At 36.9% G+C, this 19,757-nt stretch carries 16 protein-coding genes and 1 pseudogene; 15 read left to right on the forward strand and 2 right to left on the reverse strand.

Translation table 11 applies throughout. The annotated features are described in order from the left end of the window. The first annotated feature begins 3 nt into the window (after positions 1-3). From lepB (ACYPZI_RS04515) to ACYPZI_RS04535, 5 genes are all read left to right on the forward strand, one after another. The gene (gene lepB, locus ACYPZI_RS04515) at positions 4-1,512 is read left to right on the forward strand and encodes a signal peptidase I (RefSeq protein ID WP_459599043.1); all 1,509 of its coding nucleotides are present in this window, start codon (positions 4-6) and stop codon (positions 1,510-1,512) included. 24 nt (positions 1,513-1,536) lie between these two features. Further along, positions 1,537-2,490, forward strand: a complete 954-nt coding sequence (gene lepB / locus ACYPZI_RS04520) for a signal peptidase I (protein WP_459599045.1) — start codon at positions 1,537-1,539, stop codon at positions 2,488-2,490. Between the two features lie 4 nt (positions 2,491-2,494). Continuing rightward, positions 2,495-3,130, forward strand: coding sequence for a WbqC family protein (locus ACYPZI_RS04525; RefSeq protein WP_459599047.1), 636 nt, complete (start codon positions 2,495-2,497; stop codon positions 3,128-3,130). Positions 3,131-3,215: 85 nt separating this feature from the next. Then, complete coding sequence (locus tag ACYPZI_RS04530) at positions 3,216-5,234, forward strand: Ig-like domain-containing protein (protein ID WP_459599049.1); 2,019 nt, start codon at positions 3,216-3,218, stop codon at positions 5,232-5,234. 24 nt (positions 5,235-5,258) lie between these two features. Next, positions 5,259-6,071 (forward strand): DUF3108 domain-containing protein, encoded by an 813-nt coding sequence (locus ACYPZI_RS04535; RefSeq protein WP_459599051.1) that lies wholly within the window; start codon positions 5,259-5,261, stop codon positions 6,069-6,071. A gap of 1,399 nt (positions 6,072-7,470) precedes the next feature. Here ACYPZI_RS04535 and ACYPZI_RS04540 read toward each other — a convergent pair. Both ACYPZI_RS04540 and ACYPZI_RS04545 read right to left on the reverse strand, forming a co-directional pair. After that, on the reverse strand, positions 7,471-8,493 hold the full coding sequence (locus tag ACYPZI_RS04540) for an FKBP-type peptidyl-prolyl cis-trans isomerase (RefSeq protein WP_459599053.1): 1,023 nt from the start codon (positions 8,491-8,493) through the stop codon (positions 7,471-7,473). 602 nt (positions 8,494-9,095) lie between these two features. Next, entirely contained in the window at positions 9,096-9,464 is a 369-nt protein-coding gene (locus ACYPZI_RS04545) for a hypothetical protein (RefSeq protein ID WP_459599055.1), read from the reverse strand. Between the two features lie 1,187 nt (positions 9,465-10,651). Here ACYPZI_RS04545 and ACYPZI_RS04550 point away from each other — a divergent pair. The 10 genes and pseudogenes from ACYPZI_RS04550 to ACYPZI_RS04595 all read left to right on the forward strand — a co-directional run. Next, positions 10,652-10,828 carry a hypothetical protein gene (locus ACYPZI_RS04550; RefSeq protein WP_459599057.1) on the forward strand — a complete coding sequence of 59 codons (177 nt, stop codon included), beginning with the start codon at positions 10,652-10,654 and terminating at the stop codon, positions 10,826-10,828. 439 nt (positions 10,829-11,267) lie between these two features. Next, complete coding sequence (eno, locus tag ACYPZI_RS04555; protein WP_459599059.1) at positions 11,268-12,563, forward strand: phosphopyruvate hydratase; 1,296 nt, start codon at positions 11,268-11,270, stop codon at positions 12,561-12,563. 143 nt (positions 12,564-12,706) lie between these two features. Then, complete coding sequence (locus tag ACYPZI_RS04560) at positions 12,707-13,762, forward strand: N-acetylmuramoyl-L-alanine amidase family protein (protein ID WP_459599061.1); 1,056 nt, start codon at positions 12,707-12,709, stop codon at positions 13,760-13,762. 73 nt (positions 13,763-13,835) lie between these two features. Then, on the forward strand, positions 13,836-14,684 hold the full coding sequence (locus ACYPZI_RS04565) for a hypothetical protein (RefSeq protein WP_459599063.1): 849 nt from the start codon (positions 13,836-13,838) through the stop codon (positions 14,682-14,684). A gap of 12 nt (positions 14,685-14,696) precedes the next feature. Then, entirely contained in the window at positions 14,697-15,563 is an 867-nt protein-coding gene (locus ACYPZI_RS04570) for a hypothetical protein (protein WP_459599065.1), read from the forward strand. Positions 15,564-15,768: 205 nt separating this feature from the next. Further along, positions 15,769-16,500, forward strand: coding sequence for a hypothetical protein (locus ACYPZI_RS04575; protein WP_459599067.1), 732 nt, complete (start codon positions 15,769-15,771; stop codon positions 16,498-16,500). Positions 16,501-16,708: 208 nt separating this feature from the next. Beyond that, positions 16,709-16,975: a helix-turn-helix domain-containing protein gene (locus ACYPZI_RS04580; protein ID WP_459599069.1), complete on the forward strand. Its 267-nt coding sequence runs from the start codon at positions 16,709-16,711 to the stop codon at positions 16,973-16,975. Between the two features lie 7 nt (positions 16,976-16,982). Beyond that, entirely contained in the window at positions 16,983-18,560 is a 1,578-nt protein-coding gene (locus ACYPZI_RS04585) for a DUF3987 domain-containing protein (protein ID WP_459599071.1), read from the forward strand. 94 nt (positions 18,561-18,654) lie between these two features. Next, complete coding sequence (locus ACYPZI_RS04590; protein ID WP_459599072.1) at positions 18,655-19,461, forward strand: radical SAM family protein; 807 nt, start codon at positions 18,655-18,657, stop codon at positions 19,459-19,461. 73 nt (positions 19,462-19,534) lie between these two features. Further along, a pseudogene (locus tag ACYPZI_RS04595) lies at positions 19,535-19,633 on the forward strand (AAA family ATPase); the annotation flags it as partial. Positions 19,634-19,757: the final 124 nt, after the last annotated feature.

Consider the following 19,757-nt stretch of genomic DNA (forward strand, 5'->3'; position numbering starts at 1 on the left):
AATATGGAAAAAAATACAGCAAAACAAGATAACAACAAAAGTGAAAAAAAGAAGCCGGGAATCAGACAATGGATATACGCCGTCCTGATTTGTGCTTTCTGCATCTGGTTTGTTCTCTGGACAGGATATTGGGGTGTATTGATACTTATCCCGGTATTCATAGATATTTATATCACAAAATTCATCCGTTGGGGAGCTTGGCGTGAAGCCAAAAATCCTAAAGTGAGAAGTATTCTGGATTGGGTCGACGCTATTCTCTTTGCTTTGATAGGAGTATGGTTTATCAATACGTTCTTTTTCCAAAACTATCAGATACCATCATCCTCTCTCGAAAAATCATTACTGGTAGGAGATTTCCTTTGTGTAAGCAAGGTTAGCTATGGGGCGCGTTCCCCTATGACTCCGTTCTCTTTACCACTGATGCAGCATACATTTCCGGGATTGAACATCAAATCTTATCTGGAAAATCCTCAACTGGAATATAAACGCTTCAAAGGAACAGGTGTAATCACTCGTAACGATATAGTTGTATTCAATTATCCTTCGGGAGATACAGTTGCTACCAATATTCAAAACCGGGACTATTATGCACTATGTAAAGAAGCACAGTCGGAAGGTGGAAGAAGCTATGTTTGGTCGAGGAAAGATATCTATGGAGAGATTGTTTATCGTCCGGTAGACAGGCGCGAGAATTACGTAAAACGTTGCGTCGGCCTTCCGGGAGAAACTGTTTCGATGAGGAACGACACTGTCTTTATCGATGGTAAAGCTATAGCAAATCCTGAAAATGAACAGTTGGCCTATGTGGTACAAACGAATGGAACCTTCATTTCGGATAATGTATGGATAGACGAATTGAAAATTAGCTCGGAAGATATGGCTTCAAGAGGATCGCAAGAGATTAGCCAGATGGACTCTGCTCAGTTAAGCGCAATAGGATTAGCGCCAACGAATGGCAATCCTAGTATTTTATATGAATACGTATTTTTAACCAAGGATAAAGTAGAAATATTGAAGAAAAAGTCATTTGTGCTGAAAATTATAAAACAAAATGAATATTTGAAAAATTGGGCTATATTCCAGAATAAGATCCCTATTCAACGAGAGCAATACCCTATCACTTACGATCAACCATCTTATGCTGGTGACTTTCCAGCCCTATGGATTCCGGCCAAAGGTTCAACTATCAAATTCGATACGAATGTAGACTATAAAGTAGCTGCCTATAGCCGTTGTATAAAGAACTACGAACATAACAGTTTTGAATATAAAGGCGGAAAAGTATACATCAATGGGCAGCAAGCCGATGCGTATACATTCAAGTTCGACTATTACTTTATGATGGGCGACAATCGCGACAATTCTGCCGACTCTCGTGCATGGGGCTTCGTTCCTGAAGATCACATTGTGGGTAAGCCTCTATTTATCTGGTTGTCTTTGGATAAAGACAAAGGATGGTTTAGCGGAAAAATACGTTGGGGACGGCTTTTCACTTCGGGGAATAAAAAATAACCTAATTATTTTGGGGATTGAAACATGTCTTCAAAGAAAAAAAACATATATCTTTTTTTGGGCAAGGTGATATTAATCACTTTGCTCATTATCTTTTGTATACGCACTTTTTTTATTGAGCCTTATACCGTTTCATCGGCGCAAATGGAAACAGCCCTTGTCAGCGGGGAAAGAATACTGATCGACAAAACGGCTTATGGTATCCGTATGCCAATAACAATACTTACGGTTCCTTTCACTTTCGATAAATATTCCGGTGTTATAGAATTGCCGTACAAACGAATATTTGAAAGCAGCGTAAAACGCAACGATATTGTCTTATTCAATAATCCATTAGACACATTAAAACCTCTCGACAAGCGAGAATTATTGCTAAGCCGGTGTGTCGCGTTACCCGGAGATAGTATCCATGTAAAAGATGGAATATTCAGGATAAACGAAAGAGATTACGTCTGCTCTCCTGATGTGACAAGCGAATATTTCATTAAAACACCGGATAGAAAGAACCTGACTGAGATAATAAAAGAACCGGAGATATCCATATCCTCACCAAGAGTGCAAGCAGATACCGTATTTTTATGTCTAAACAAGCTGGATGCGTTCATCTTGAATAAAAGCTTGCCGGACTCAATGCAGATAGCAACGCTAATCGATACTGTAAGTAATTATAAATTCCTGATTCCGGCCAAAGGCAAAATAATAAATCTGAATACTGAAACCATCGCAATATACAAACAGATTATATTGATGGAAAAGGGCTCGAAGGCTAAGATAATGGACAATAAGCTGTATATATCCGGTGAGGAACAGAAACATTATACATTTACAGACAACTACTACTGGATGTTGTCCGATAACACATTGAACTCTTCCGATTCACGCTCATTAGGTTTTATACCATTTAAAAATATTATTGGCAAAGCTCATTTTATCTGGTATAGTCCTGCTAAAGGCCGAAGCTTTTCAACAATCAAATAAGACTATGGCAATATATCTTACATCGGCCTATCTGGCTCCTGTACAATATTATACTAAATTTATATCAGACCGGAAGGTAGTCATCGAGCAAAATGACAATTATGTAAAGCAAACCTACCGGAACCGTTGCTCCATTGTTTCGGCAAATGGGCCTATATCATTATCCATACCCGTAGTACATTCGTCATCTGAAAAAACGATGACAAGGGATATCCGCATCGCGGAACATGGTAATTGGCAGCATATGCACTGGAATGCGATTGTTTCAGCCTACAATTCAAGTCCGTTTTTTGAATTTTATGAAGATGATTTCCGTCCGTTTTTTCATAAAAAGACAAACTTTCTATTTGATTTCAATGCCGGGTTACACTCTTTGGTTCTCAACCTTTTAAATATAGATGCTTCCGATATAATTTTTACAGATAATTATAAAGCTAATTTCTCTGATGGGGAGGTAGATATGCGCGAAGCCATCCACCCTAAAAAAGATTGGAAAACAGATCCGGACTTTTGCCCCGGTCCATATTATCAGGTTTTTGATCAGAAATTCGGCTTTATAGAAAATATGAGTATTATCGACTTGCTCTTCAATATGGGCAATGAAAGCCTCATCGTATTAAAGGATTCTATCAGAAGATAACCGTATATTAAAGTATTTTATATACTTCTCAATGAATTTATATATAAAACATCGTATTTTTGCGATAAATTCTTAAAACAAGAAGATGCTACAGTTTGCAAGGAAACATATTATCCTGTCTTTAGTCACAGTATCTGTTGCATTATTGGTTGCAGCCTGCGCCAACATGGCAACGCCCACAGGCGGGGATGTTGATCTGGATCCGCCTAAAGTGGTAAGAAGCTCTCCGGGGTTAAACTCCATAAAAGTGACCAAAGGAGAAATAGTTATTGAATTTGATGAGAACGTAACTATAAAAGATCCTTCAGAGAATGTAATTATTACTCCTCCGCAGAAAGCGTTCCCCATCATACAGGCTATCAATCGAAAAATAACGGTAAAACTGAAAGACACATTGATGGCTAATACGACTTACACCATCGATTTTACAGATGCAGTAGTTGACAACAACGAAGGGAATCCATTGGAAAATTTCTCTTATTCGTTTTCCACAGGCGATGTTGTCGATTCGCTTGCTATATCGGGGAAAGTACTTGCAGCTCACAATCTGGAACCTATTAAAGGTATATATGTAGGTTTACACTCAAACATGAGCGATACAGCCTTTACAAAAATCCGGTTCGAACGTATTTCCCGGACGAATGAGGGTGGATTTTTCACCATCAGAGGTGTAGCGCCCGGCAGATACAAAATATATGCTTTGGACGATCCTAACAGGGACTATATGTATATTGATCCGACTCGTCCTGTCGCTTTCATGGATGCCATCATCGAACCAACGTCAGAAGCCGCTACCCGCAACGATACTGTTTTTCAGATAAAGAAAGGAAACGAACCTGCCGATGCGCCCAGAATAATAGATACGGTCAAGACAATACAGTATACCCGTTTTTTACCCGATAATATTGTGTTAAGATCGTTCAAATCCTCGTTTCAACGAAAATTCTTACAAAGTCATGAACGTAAAGGCAACCAATTATTTGTATTCTTTGGTGCCCCAACCCCAATGCCCAAAATAGAACCTCTGAATTTTGAAAAAGATAAAGACTGGACTATCCTTGAAAAGTATCCGAAAAACGACACGCTCATTTATTGGATAAAAGACAAGGATATAAATGCGATGGATACCATCGCTTTGCAGGTCACATATCTGAAAACAGACTCTCTGAACCAAGATATACCTGTCACAGACACTCTCAAGTTTGTAGACAGAATGCGTCGAAAAGATACAAAGAAAGAAGAAAAAGAAGAAAAAGAAGAAAAGAAAAAAAAGAAGGAGGGCGAAGAACCCGCTATTACATTCCTCGAAATTAAACAAAATCTATCCTCTTCGTGGGACACATATAAAAATATAGAATTGGAGTTTGCAGAACCAATCGAAGACTCTCTGAAAAGCAAGATTCTTCTCCAACAGATAAAAGACAGCCTGTCTACGGATATTCCATTCGAACTACTGACAGATTCAGTCAATCCACGTAGGTTTTCTATAAAACATAAATGGAAATACGGTACCGAATACAGGATAAAAATAGATTCCGCCTCGGTTCACAGCATATACGCGCTTTGGAATAATAAGCTGGATCAGAAGTTCAAGGTAAAAAATGAAGATGAGTATGGACAACAAGCTATCTGGGTAGAGGGAGTAGATAGTATCCATTCTTTTATAGAACTTTTAGATAAATCGGATAAACCTATTCGAAAAGCACGGGTCATAGATAATGTCGCTGTTTTCAGAGATGTAAATCCGGGCACTTATTATGCGCGGATTATATTAGATGCAAATAATAACGGGGTGTGGGATACCGGAGACTTTAGTAAAGACCTGCAACCTGAGATGGTATGTTATCTACCAAAAGCGCTGGAAATAAAGGCCAACTTCGAACACGAAGAAAACAGCCCGCCCTGGAAAGTGGATATATCGACTTTAGCAAATCAGAAGCCGTTGGATATAACAAAACAAAAGCCAAAGGATAAGGAAGCCCGAAGAAAGCAACTTGAAGAAAGAGAGGCTAAAAACAACCAAGATAGAGAGAGGAGTAGTAATCAAAACAACATAAATAATAATAACTTAAACAGCAATGTGGGAAGTCAGCCTCAGTACTAACTTGTTGTTTATTAAACAGAACTGATGATGAAAAAATATACATGGATTGCGTTTATAGTTTCAGTCCTCTTCAGCCTGAATGCCGGAGCTCAATGTAAAATAAACAATACCTACTTCCAGGCAGGAGAAGTGTTGACATATGACCTTTACTATAAATACGGATTGATAAATACCAAAGCCGGCACTTCGTCACTGAAAACAGTAGCTGAAAAATTTAATAATACCGATGCATATAAAATGACATTATTGGCGGAATCTTCGGGAGCTGCACGTAAACTATTCAGCCTGAACGACACGCTGACCTGTTATACAACCAAAGATATTGTACCCTTGGCATATCTCAAGAATGCACGGGAAGGGAAAAGCCATACAATAGAAAGAGTGATATACACATATGGCAGTCAAGGCATTTCTTTAAATACAAGAAGGGTAAAGAACGGGGAGTTCCGATTTGAAGAAACAATCAAGTCAAATACATGCATATACGATATGATGAGTGTCGTTTTCTATGCACGTGCATTGAACTATACAGGAATGAAAAAGGGCGATACATCCAAAGCTGATTTCATTTCGGGTAGAAAAAAAGTAAGCATGATTATTGAATATGGAGGAATAGAAACCGTTGAAGCCAACGACGATAAAAAATACAGCTGCATCAAACTCACATTAAGCATTATGGACGATGCCTTTAGTGATAAAAAAGAGGCGATGAAGGTCTATATCACAAACGATAACAATCGATTGCCTGTACGTCTGGACTCAAAATTAAATATAGGTTCTACCCGTGCTATTTTGAAAAGCTACAAAGGCAATATGTATCCGGTGAGGACATTTTAAACAAAAAGAGCCAAATCGTTACATAAATGACACAAAGAGTTCATCATAATTGCGATATCGTTTACTTTTTTTTATATATCTTTGCTTCTGAAAAACATTCTCACTAGGAAGCACTCATATTTTTTTATTAATCTATTTATTAAAACTAATTAGTCGTCCCTTAAAAAGTATTCATACTTTTTAAGGGACGACTAATTATAGATTTCAATATAGATGATTTCCGTGCAGGCGTAAGAATATTAGAAAAATCATTCAAACTGATAGTACCATCCCTCCGGCATTGTTCTTATTACGAACATTATGGGGAAAATACCGAAGAATAGAAATGTTACTTTATTACGTTGTACGATCTTCTAGCTTCATTTAATGCTACGGCGTTAAAATGCCACCACTCACCCCTGATGGCTCGGATGAATATCCGTACCAGCGATGGGAATTAACTGCTGATTTGCATTAAATAAACTCTTATAGAAAAATGTACCGGATTTTATATAAAAACAAAGAATTTATGCAGGGCAAACGCATCTAATTTTTAATTAGATGCGTTTGCCCTGGTTACATTGCTGTTTATTTTCATAATATTGAAACTATTGCTTACATTAAAATTACTGGATTGCTTCGTCGGCTAACACCTCCTACCAATGACAGATTTTTATATATTGTTGATAATGAGTGAAATGAAAATATATTCAACATATCAAAAATGTAGCGATTTAGCATTCTGTCATATACACATTGTGCCCAAAAAATTGGGTTCCGACTCGCAAAGACGGGAGTTCTATCTTTTGACACAGCCTCCTTTACCGGTTACGGCATCGTTGGTTAAACTCCTCCTGCATTATATTTACGAACCAAGTTTGCCCATATTAGCACGAGAGGCCGGAAGATTTTTCTTCCGGCCTCTCGTATAAAATGCCCTCTTTCTCGATTTTACATTTTCATCTCTAACTTTGACATAACCCTTTCTTGGAATTTTGTTTTTCTCTCCGTTATATCTGAGAGTAATATAATGACTTGTCCAATAATAGGTACAAAAAACAGAAAAAGATACAATCCACTTACTCTATTCCCTGACTTGCTAGTTTTGTATACTTTAACTACGCTAGCTATATATAACACAACTATGGTTATAAGAATAAAAATACCCAATAATAACATATAGATAAAAATTTAATTAGCAACTACTATCTATAACAAATGAAATTTAGTAAATGTTCTCTAAGTAACTGTTTAAATTTCTAACGAATATTTTATTATATAGACTAAAAATCCGGTTCTTCATTCATTTTCAGCCTCTTTTTGTCTTAAGCATTCTGATTGCTTTGATTTCTTTATGCAGATATATTCCTGCTTTGTATGGTGCAATACCAATCCTTTTGCATTTTTATATCATTATCAACTATTCTTCTATCCCTAGTAATTCTATTTCGAATATCAAAGTTGAATATGGTTTGATCGCACCTGTATCACGGCTTCCGTATGCCAAATCCGAAGGCACATAAATGATCCATTTCGAACCGACAGGCATAAGCAACAAAGCCTCTGTCCATCCCTTAATCACTTGTGTCACGCCAAATACAGCGGGTTCGCCACGCTCGATACTGCTATCGAATTGCTCTCCATCAAGCAAAGTTCCTACATAGTCAACTTTAACCCGGTCGCTCTCTTTTGGCACGGCGCCTGTTCCTGCTTTCACTATCTTATATTGCAATCCGCTAGGAAGGGTGACAACACCATCTTTCGTTTTATTTTCAGTAAGAAAAGCTTCACCTGCTGCTATTTGCTCAGAATACTCTTCTTTTAACCCTTCATTTTTTTTCAGTTCTGCGGCTTCACGCGCTTTTTCCGAAGCTGCTTGTACAATCTCTTCAGAGTCTTCGATCAATAACTTTTCGTCTTTTAAACTACTGGTAAAAGCAGCAACAAAAGCCTGTTTATTGAATTCATCGTTACCGCTGAGCATTTCCTTTGTTATATTCTCAGACATAGAAGCAAACTGACTGCCCAGAGCCACCCCAATATCGAAAGCATTCTCGTCTTTATTCTGATTCATGGCCTGATTGAATCCGGCAAGAAATTCATCCATATTTTTAAGATTCGACTTGTTCAAAGAGTCTAATTTAAAGGCTAGTTCTTTCCCTAATTTATCTTTCTTCACAGCGTCATTCTCTTTCTCTATTTTTGTCTTGTAATCGGATCTTACAGCAGCAGTATCTGCTACTACTCCCATTTGTATCATATACGGCTGTATACCGCTTTTTACCATCATTACACCAAAGGCATAGGATATTGTATCGGCCTCTGTTTTCAGTGTGAGTGGTTCGGGCGTAGCTTTTTTAGGTTGTGTCTTTTTTTGTGCCGACAAAGCCAATGGGCTTAACAACGCACAGAAAGCAAAGGCTAAGAATAAAAATTTCTTCATATTGTTTTTGTTTAAGATTTTTATCTTTTGATAGTTCCTCGCAAAGTTATATTATATTGCTATGCAAAAATAGTATTTTTTTGTGCCCTCTTAACAGAATCTACGATTAAGTTCTAAAAAAAATAATTGTTCCCTTTCTCCCGCTATTGCAAGGGCGATAACCCGAAGCAATCCATTGGCCCCACCCCAGCCATCCCGAAAGGGAGGGAGTTCCAATGGAGGTCGGGGGACGTAAAAGAGGCTCCGTTTCATTCGCAATAACGGGAATTCTATCTTTTGGGACAGCCTCAGCAATGGAATGTTCATTATCTAAAAGGGTAATAGAGAAACGTTAAGCTTAGTTAAACAGATAAAAATTAACATGAAATTCAACATCAAGGTTTGCATTTTCTTTTTTTTGTATTAAAGACCAAATAGTTAACCTTATGTATTACACAAAAACAACTTTACTATTTATCGTGCTATTTCTAGCAATAAAACCGTACTCTCAAAATAAAATTAGGTAATGATATACAAGTTTACACCAAAATAATTTCTTGTACATCAAAGATAAAACAAAATGGGTGAACCTTGATTAGTTCACCCATTTTTCATACTATAAATTATAGATACTCCATAAACTGTTCCTCTATATACTTCATCTTATATTTCTCTAAAGCAAAAATACCTGTTTGTTGTTCTATAAACTCATGAATAGCTTCTTTAATAACTTCAGACTTATCTTCTCCATTACTATTCTTAATAAGTTCTTCAAACTTTTTTTTCTCTGAAAGAATTAATGCATCTAATTTTAATTGTTCTTTGATTGCAGATACTAATTCTTCTCTGTTATTTATAGTAATAGTCTGTTCAAGTTCAATAGGATAATCAGCAGATTTCTCAATTTCCTCAATCCTTTCCTCAAATGATAAAAGATTACCATCGTTTTGATAATCTTTAAAAAAGTCATTTAAACTAATCTTTATACTCATAGTGAAAAATAGTTTTGTTGTGTTCATCCATTCCCCAAAATGAACAGGTTATGATAAATAAAAGAGGCATGGGAACTGTTATAACTTATCTAAAATATCGAGGGTCTGCAAAAGCCCTTGTAGGTTAGAATAAGCAAACAGTCCCATGCCATATAAGACATGGGACACTTCTGCTTATTATCCTTCCTACATTTAAAATTTTGCAGATTTCGATATTCAGGATAATATCATAAATGTCTCTTTATATACTATATAAAATGAATGGGTACACCAACCCTTTGATGTTTATCCATTCAATAGACAAAGATAAACATTATTTTGATATATTGAGGAATGTGTTAATAAGATTACCTATTTTTGTGGGAAAGACATTGCTCGCGCAGACGTCCCGTCTGTGTGTTGTGAAGCAAACCTTTTGCTCTATTGAGCAAGACACGGACTAGAAGTCCGCGCCAGCAGGGTGGAAACATTGTCCGGCGCTGGTTTTATCTATAGATAGTGGTAATTTGAAAATTAGCGAATTTGAAAATTAGCAAATGGCGCGAAGCGACAGTAACAGTCAACAGTCATCAGTTAACAATGGCGCGAAGCGATAAAGGCTAAAAGCTAACGGCTAATTGAGTGTGGAGTTTGTTACTTTTTAGTTAAAAAGTTACGAGTAGACGAGATATGAGGTGCAAGTTGTTCACTGTTGACTGCTAACTGTTCACTGTAGAAGTTTGTTACATTTTAGTTAAAAAGTTACGAGTAGACGAGATACGAGGTACAAGTTGTTGACTGATGACTGCTAACTGATAACTGTTGACTGACTACTGACTACTGTTTACTGTAGAAGTTTGTTACATTTTAGTTAAAAAGTTACGAGTAGACGAGATACGAGGTGCAAGTTGTTGACTGATGACTGATAACTGTAGAATTGGGTGTAATTTTTGCCCGTTAGGGCATTCATATCAATAGAAGAGGTAAACCGGCCGGTATCGCAACCCCTTAGGGGTTGAACACCTACGGCGTTCGGGTAGAAAAGAGGAATACGATTTTCTATTGATATGAAAATCCTACGGATTTTTTATAGTCAACCTGCTTATCGGGGATAAATTTTTAATTTGAAAATTAGCAAATTTGAAACAACGTTCAACGGAACGAAGTGTAGTTAAAATGTGAAAATGAGTGTGGAGTTTGCATAGTACATGACAAAAAATATTGCAAAATCTTATATTGCCCTTACAGGGTGCGGTTTCAGGAGATTTCGTTTTCCCACCCAAGGCGTTGCCATTGGGCTATATTATGTAGCCCCTTCAGGGCATCAAGGAAAGAAACAGGCTGAAGGCCTGATATATTCCAGCCCGGGGTGTTACCCCGGGTAGATGACAGACTAGGGAATCGTGCCCTGTAAGGGCAACATAATAAGTCTTTTAAATATATATAAAATATTTTTTGTCATGTACTATGGGAGTTTGTTACTTTTTAGTTAAAATATACCTCAGTGGGTATTCAGTGCAACCAAAAACATGGAGAACTTAACAGCCCTGTCCTCTGGGGCAATTAAAGGGGGGCGTCTCACTACCAATGGCGGAGCGATTATTATCAAGAATCCATTTGTTCTAATACCAATTCGCGTTATTAATATTAATTGCCCGAAAATGAAGAAGATATTTTGAATATATTACTTCCATAAAAAAACACAAAAGCCATATTTTCCATTCATTAAATTGGTTAAATACAAGAAAAAAAAGTAATTTTGCCAGTCTGATTTAACAAACCAAAAACGACATAAATTATTTCATATTTTAAACAATAAGAACAATGAGAATCGAGAAAATTTTCGCGCGTGAAATCTTGGATTCAAGAGGAAATCCTACAATTGAAGTTGATGTAACGCTTGAATGCGGTATCTTGGGACGCGCTGCTGTTCCATCCGGTGCCTCTACCGGTGAGAACGAAGCTTTGGAACTTCGCGACGGTGATAAAAAGCGCTATCTTGGCAAAGGTGTAACTAAAGCCGTAGATAACGTAAATAAAATTATAGCTCCGGCATTGGAAGGCGAGTCGTCTCTTGACCAAAGAGGTATCGACCATGCTATGCTTAAGCTTGACGGAACAAAAACAAAATCAAAACTCGGCGCCAATGCTATTCTGGGTGTGTCTCTTGCTGTGGCCAAAGCTGCTGCTAACTATCTGGAATTGCCTTTGTACCGTTATATCGGTGGTACTAACACTTACACTCTTCCTGTACCGATGATGAACATCATCAATGGTGGATCTCACTCCGATGCTCCTATTGCGTTCCAGGAATTTATGATCCGTCCGATCGGCGCTAAATCTTTCAAAGAAGGTTTGAGAATGGGTGCTGAAGTATTCCACGCTTTGAAAAAAGTTCTTCACGACCGTGGTCTTAGTACCGCAGTAGGTGACGAAGGTGGTTTTGCTCCTGCTCTTGACGGAACAGAAGACGCTTTGGAATCAATCCTTACAGCTATCAAAGCAGCCGGTTACAAACCGGGGAAAGACGTAACTATCGCTCTTGACTGTGCTGCTTCTGAATTCTTTAACAAAGAAGATAAAATATACGACTATACTAAGTTTGAAGGAAAGAAAGCTGCTAAACGCAAAGCTGCCGATCAGGTTAAATTCTTGAAAGAACTGACTGAAAAATATCCTATCGACTCTATTGAAGACGGTATGGACGAAGGAGACTGGGACGGATGGAAAAAACTGACTGAAGCTATCGGCGACAAAGTTCAGCTTGTTGGTGACGACTTGTTTGTAACAAACGTTGAGTTCCTTCAAAAAGGTATCGAAACAGGATGTGCCAATTCTATCCTTATCAAAGTAAACCAAATCGGTACGCTTTCTGAAACTTTGGATGCTATCGAAATGGCTCACCGTGCAGGTTATACAAGCGTAACTTCTCACCGTTCGGGTGAAACTGAAGATGCTACGATTGCCGATATCGCAGTTGCAACAAATTCAGGTCAGATCAAAACAGGTTCGCTTAGCCGCACAGACCGTATGGCAAAATACAACCAATTGCTTCGCATCGAAGAAGAACTTGGCGAAAAAGCTGTTTACGGATGGAATCGCGTTCAACGCAAAAAATAAGAAATTAGTTTCTTAAATATATAAAAACCGGTATCCTTAAGGGGTATCGGTTTTGTTTTTTATACGATTCTGTTTACTTTTGCTATATAACTACAATTGTAACTGTCTGCTTTGCTGTATCCGGCAGATTAGCAAGAAGCGCTATGAAACAACTTTTATATTTTTTTCTATTTATAATATTTAGCACAGGTGCATTCGCACAAAGCAGAAAAGATACACCCCGTGAAGGGGAAGGAGTGTATGCTTTTCTGAAACGGAATAGATGTACAGGGACTGAACAATACAACCGTTTCATGGAACTCAATAAAGGAAAGTTCGGGAAGAATAATGCATTAAAGAAAGGTGTCGCTTATATTCTTCCGGATACTACATCGAAACCGGAAAACAATCAATCAAAAGATAAGGTAGATGCAAAAGCTAAACCTGACAAAGAAAGCCCTCAGCCGGCAGGTGCAAAACGTACATATAAGCTTTTCGGAAAGAAACATGAAGATTATACTATAAAGTCGAACAAACTAAAAGGAACGACTTTTTTCCTTTCCAGCGGACATGGAGGACCCGATCCCGGCGCAATGGCTAAAGTGGATGGACGTATGCTCCACGAAGATGAGTATGCATATGATATCACCTTGCGTCTGGCCCGTTGCCTGATGGAAGAGGGGGCAACCGTACACATGATTATTCAGGATGCCAAAGACGGAATCAGGGATGGCAGGTATTTAGCGAACAGTAACAGGGAAACCTGTATGGGGCAAGTGATTCCGATAAATCAGGTAAAACGGTTGACGCAGAGAAGTGAAAAAATAAATAGTCTGAGCAAGCAATCGAAAGATAAGTATCAAAGGGCGGTGTTCATCCATCTTGACAGCAGAAGCAAAAAGCAGCAATTGGATGTGTTTTTTTATCATGCGAAAAACAGTGCGGAAGGTAAAAGACTGGCTAAAACCGTGCGCGACACGTTCGACGATCATTACAATACGCATCAACCTAACCGTGGATTTACCGGAACTGTAAGTACCCGCAACCTGTATGTGCTTGATAATACTGCACCGATAGGTCTTTTTGCCGAATTAGGAAATATTCAGAACACATTCGACCAACGGAGGTTTTTAGTTCCGGACAACAGGCAGGCTCTTGCCAGCTGGATGTGCAGGGGGTACATCAAAGATTTCGAAAATTGGAAAGCCGGAAAGAAATAATCTTAGGACTTATTTCTTGCATATCAATATAATTATCTGAAAATACCTTACATTTGCAATACAAACTTAGCATATGAAGAGATCAGTCTGCACCTTTGGAAGTTATTACTTGACAGAAGGTTTTCCCCGGTTCAGGAAAATGGCGGAGAGTATGGATATATTCGACGATGTATATACTATCTGTGAAAAGGATTTGGGCAAAGACTTCTATAAACGGTGGGGGCGGTATCTGATCCCATACTCACGTGGATTTGGATACTGGTGCTGGAAACCCTATTTCATATTAAAGATACTTGATAAAATGGATGAGGGAGATGTACTCCTTTATTCCGATATTGGCTGCTACTTCAATCCGAACGGGAAAAAACGCCTGCTCGAATATTACGAGATGGTTGAGAATACTCCGACCGGTATACTTGGCGTAAAAAGTCAGGAACAGAGTTATAATGGTATGCCTGAAACGCTTTACTATGAGTACGAATGGACAAAGGCGGATGTTTTTGCTTACTACAATGTGCTCAATGATAAGTCGTATACCCATACTCCTCAATTCGAATCAACTATTATCTTTTTCAAAAAGAGCCCGGTAGTGATACAATTTGTAAAAGACTGGTATCAGGCTTATTTAGATGATTACAGTTTGGCGACCGATTCGCCGTCGCGCATACTCAATTTGCCCGGGTTTAAAGAAAACCGTCACGACCAGAGTATATATTCCATCTTGGGGAAAAGATATGGAATAGCGGAAATATCTACAAACGAAATCTTTCAACGAGATTGGACTCTGTTAGACAATTACCCAATACAGGCAAGAAGGGATAAATATTATACAAGCAGGTATCACTATAAACATCGGTTCCGACTGAGAAAGCTGTACCGCCGGTGGTGGAACTTTAAATATTGGTTCAAAGACAGGCTCTAACTACAACTTTACATGAAAAAGATACTATGCACATTTGGCAACACCCTGTTATCTCCCGGTTTTCCCCGTTTTGTGAAAAATGCCGAGGCGATGGGGGTATTCGACAAAATATATACCTATACGGAAAAAGACTTACCCCGCGAATTTTGGAAAAAATGGGGACGTTATATGTATCCTTATTCCAAAGGCTACGGTTATTGGTGTTGGAAGCCGCCTTTGATAAAAAAGACTCTGGATACGATGGAGGATGGAGACATCTTACTCTATGCCGATGTAGGTTGTTATCTGAATCGGGATGGGATAGGACGATTGGCTGAATATTATGATATGGTGGAAAAAAGCCCGACAGGTATACTTGGTTTTAGGAGTTTCGAAGTTAACTATAACGGTATGCCCGAAGGTTTGCGTTTCGAGTATGAATGGACAAAGGGCGATATATTCGACTACTTTGGGGTAAGAGATAATAAAGACATCACACAAACGACTCAATATGAAGCCGGTATTATATTCATGAAAAAAGGGCCGGTTTCAACCACATTTGTTGATGAATGGCTAAAAGTTATAGATGATGATTTCAGCCTGATAACGGATGAGCCCTCGAGAAGTCCCAATCTTCCCGGCTTTAAGGAAAACCGTCACGACCAGAGTATATACTCTATGCTCTCGAAAAAATACAAAACAGAAGCGGTGTCCACAAATGAATTAATTCCTTTAGGAGGGGTAATGGATTGGTCTATTATCGACAAATATCCCATACAAGCCCGTCGCGAAGTTTACTATAAAAGTATGCGCCACTACAATCGTCGTTTCCAATTACGTAAATTATACGGAGCATGGTGGAAAGTGAAGTATTTCTTCAAAGATATTTTTAGAATTTGAAAAAACAAAAAAAGCAGCTGAAAGCTGCTTTTTGCGGAAGCGGGGGAAGTAGAACAACCCTCAAATTTCCGTTATATATCAAGCTTTTATAATTCCTGATTCGTTGAAGTCCACCGAATAACACACTTTTTGTGTTTCAATAAAATACAGTGAAAGACCTCTTTATGCAAAGATAGTTATTATTTTTGTATAAATAATATTACCTATGGAAGATTATTACGAACAATTTAATGATACTTTAGATAAAGCATTACAGGAGCTATCTACTTATGTTTATCATATTTTGAATATAGGAAAAGGTGGTTTCGATTTATATCAATATGAATATATAGATGAAACATTAGCCGAAAGATTATTTAGATACCCAGACAAACAGGTTATACCAAAATTGCAAGGTTTACTTCAATCACTGCAAATTGTAACCCGTAAGAAAATAAACGAAGCTATACCTGATGAAAGGTATTGGGATAGTGATGAAGTAATATCAAAAGAAAACACACGACAACAGTTATTTGAGGGAGCAAAAAACACCATTGCTTTCATTACCAATATCATAGAGGCAAGACAAAAGATTAACGACAGAAAACCTTTGAACCTCCTGAATTATAGAGGTAGCGAACGAAAACTTAATCAATTTAAAGCCGAACTAAAAGAATATTATAATGATACACCTTATTTTAATGCAGTATTCCGAGGACAAGCTCCAAATGAAAGGATAAACTGGATTATGCCTAAGCATTATTTTCGATATTTCATGAGAGAGCTATTTAAAAAGCTAGGTAATAGAAAATCAGTTAATTGGGAAATTGTTAGTAATAGTTTTACTTTAGAAGGAAAATCCATAACATCATCATTCAAAGGGAATAACGCAGATAATGACGTTAGTCAAGAGTTCAAGACCAAGATTAATACCGCATTCGACAAATTATTGAATTAATATCACAATTTTACTCTCTACCAATATAACTTTATCTAAACTTTTTTAGGTAGAGTTTCTTTTTAAAAGAGTTTAGGATTCAACATCCTGCCATAATACACACTCTACCTTTCTCTACCTTTAAAATATTCTCAATATTTAGCTCTAAAAAAAGCCCAAATTCGCATTCAAGTTCACGAACGAATTTTAATCATTAAAACTATAAAAGATGAATCTTGAAGAAGAATTTAATTTAATAAAGAAGAAGCAAGATAAAACGCTTGCACTTTTAGAAGAACTCCGAAGCGGAGTAGTAGATAACAAAGATAAGGTGTATGATATGGCAGACCTTGAAGAGAAACTTCATGTAAGCCGTAGAACCTTATTTAAGTGGAAGAGTGAAGGAAAGATGAATTTTAGTCAAATCGGAAAAAAGTTATATATAACTGAAGCCGAGTTGAAAAGATTCTTAGAAGTAAATAACCAAAATTATTGATGCCGATATGAATTACAAGAATAAGAAACCCCAGCCGGAATTAATAATTGTAATTGAAACATTTGAAACAGTTTTTGATGTAGTTGTTCATATTCATGCTAAAGGCAATTATGATAATAATAATCACATTGAATTTGTTAAAAATATTGCAATTGGTTGTAATTATGCAGGAATAGCTTTATCGGATGCTATCAAGTTTATTACTGATAAATACAAAATTGAAGACAATGCTTCTGTCTTTGAGATTGTGCAAATTGTTTATAAACAATATGAAGAAGAGCATGGTACAAAAGCTTTGATGTATAATTTAAAAGTTCGCAATCATTTTGATAATGAGGATTGGTTGAGGTTACCATATATTCCAGATGAAGTGTTTGATAATTTGCCTCCTATATTACAGAAAGCAGCATCTGCATTTTCTGATAAAAGAGAACGTGATACTTTCCTGACTGGTGCTATTGTAGTGTTAAGTGGGTTATTATCCCATGTACATGGCACATATTTAGGCAGAACAATTTATCCAAACTTATATTGTTTTATCGTTGCACCGGCTGGTTCTGGAAAAGGAAGTCTATTATATGCGAAAGAATTAGGGATGCCTTTTCATGATTATAGAAGGGAACAATTAGGCTCAAATAATTTGTTATTTATACCAACAAATATATCAACAGCCTCTCTTTATCAGCAATTGGAATTAAGTCAAGGTGTGGGGATTCTTTTTGAGTCGGAAGCTGATACTATGGCTGGTTCTTTCAAACAAGAATGGGGTGGATATTCGGATATATTACGAAAGGCTTTTCATCATGAATCTATATCACTCAAAAGGAAGGATAAGGAAAAAGAAACGAGTTCATATATTGAAGTTAAATCACCTCGACTGTCTGTAGCTTTATCTGGAACTACAAGTCAGGTAAGAGGTATAATTCCGAATTCTGAAGATGGACTTTTCAGCCGTTTTATAATATATACTTTTCGGTCAGAACCTTATTGGAATATGGAAGCTGATATGAATAACTTCTCCTATGATGATTTTTTTCAAGAAATCAGTATAAAACTATCAGATATAATAAATAATCTGTCTATTGCTGAATTATTTAGTTTAACAGATGAACAGAAACAAATATTCCACTCAAGATTCAGGAACTGGCAGAATGAGTTTATATTATTTTTTGAGGAAGAGAGCATAAGTATAATCAGACGTTTGGCTGTCATTACGTTTAGAATAGCAATGATACTAACTTTTATCAGGGAAGGGCATATAGGCAGAATAGAACAGGGAAGAATCCTCTATTGCAATGATATGGATTTCAATTTAGCATTTTTATTGGCAGAAACATATAAACATCATTCTTTATATGCATTTGTTAAGCTTGGCAAAGACAAAACGAAAGGAAGTGTGTTGGATAAAAAAGTACAAATGTTCTATGATAATTTGCCTGATATTGATTTCCAAAGAGCTTTAGCTGTACAAATAGGTAAGGAAAAAGTTGAATTAGAAGAGAGGACGGTGGATAAATATCTAAAAAAGTTACTTTTGGCAGGTTATCTTATTCAACCTCATTACGGAACATACAAAAAATCATAAATGCAATCTGTGCAAACTATAGAAAGCATGCAATGTCGGTTTGACCACTTTGTACAGTTTGCACGGTTTCTATAACAAAATAAAAAGATAAAAGATGAAAAGAAATATACCAACAACAATTTATCTCGCAGAGAACCCTGCTGCCGAATATTCTAAATATGCCTGCAATTTTTATAATGGGTGCAGTGCCCGATGTACATATTGTTTCAATCGGCATGGAAAAAGAGCTGAGGTTCTTGGCAGGGATTACCCTATTCTCAAGAAAATGCTTATTGATGAAGATAATGCAATATATTTTTTGGAAGATGATATTGAAGATAATCTTGGAGAACTTCAAAAACATGGTTTCTTATTAAATTTTGTAAGCGACCCATTTCTTCCTGAAACTACGGAGTTAAATTTGAGAGCCATTCACCTTGCTCAATCTTATTTTGTACCTGTAAAGATATTGACCAAACAAGCTGATTGGGTAGACAGCTTTTTAAAATTAAAAGGTATCAACAAAAAATTAATCGCTTGCGGTTTTACTTTAACAGGACATGATGAACTTGAACCGGGAGCAGCAACAAATGAGCAACGGATTATCGCTATGAGGAAGTTAAAGAATGCTGGCTTCATGACATTTGCTTCAATAGAGCCTATTATTACATTTCCTAAAAGTTTAGAAATGATAGAAAAGACTATTGGTAGCTGCGACTTGTATATGATAGGGTTACAACGATTCAAGACTTACCCAAAAGAAGATGTTGAAAGATTCATTTTCGATGTTAGAGACTTAGTTAAGCCACATCAGAATATAAAGATATATTTCAAGGATAGCATAAATGATGTATATCCGATTCGAGAAAAAGGCAAGCATTCTCAATTAGTCGATAGAGACTACAATATTTTCAAACGATAAACAATATTCATAAACGTAACGAGCCTATGACAACTAAAGTCATGGGCTTTTTTATTAACCATAAAAAAGAAAAATTATGCAATTACGACAATCACACAGGAAGCAGGCTAAGATTAAACTGGCTTTAGAAGGACCAAGTGGAAGTGGCAAAAGTTTCAGCAGCTTACTCCTGTTTTCCGCACTTTTTTTGCAACACCAAGTTAAATCACATATAATCAATAGATTATAAATTTATTTTTGTATTTTTGGGTGTTGCAAATCGATATTTATGTTTATAAGAGAATTGAAAAACAGAT

Source organism: Dysgonomonas reticulitermitis (genome assembly GCF_054601275.1).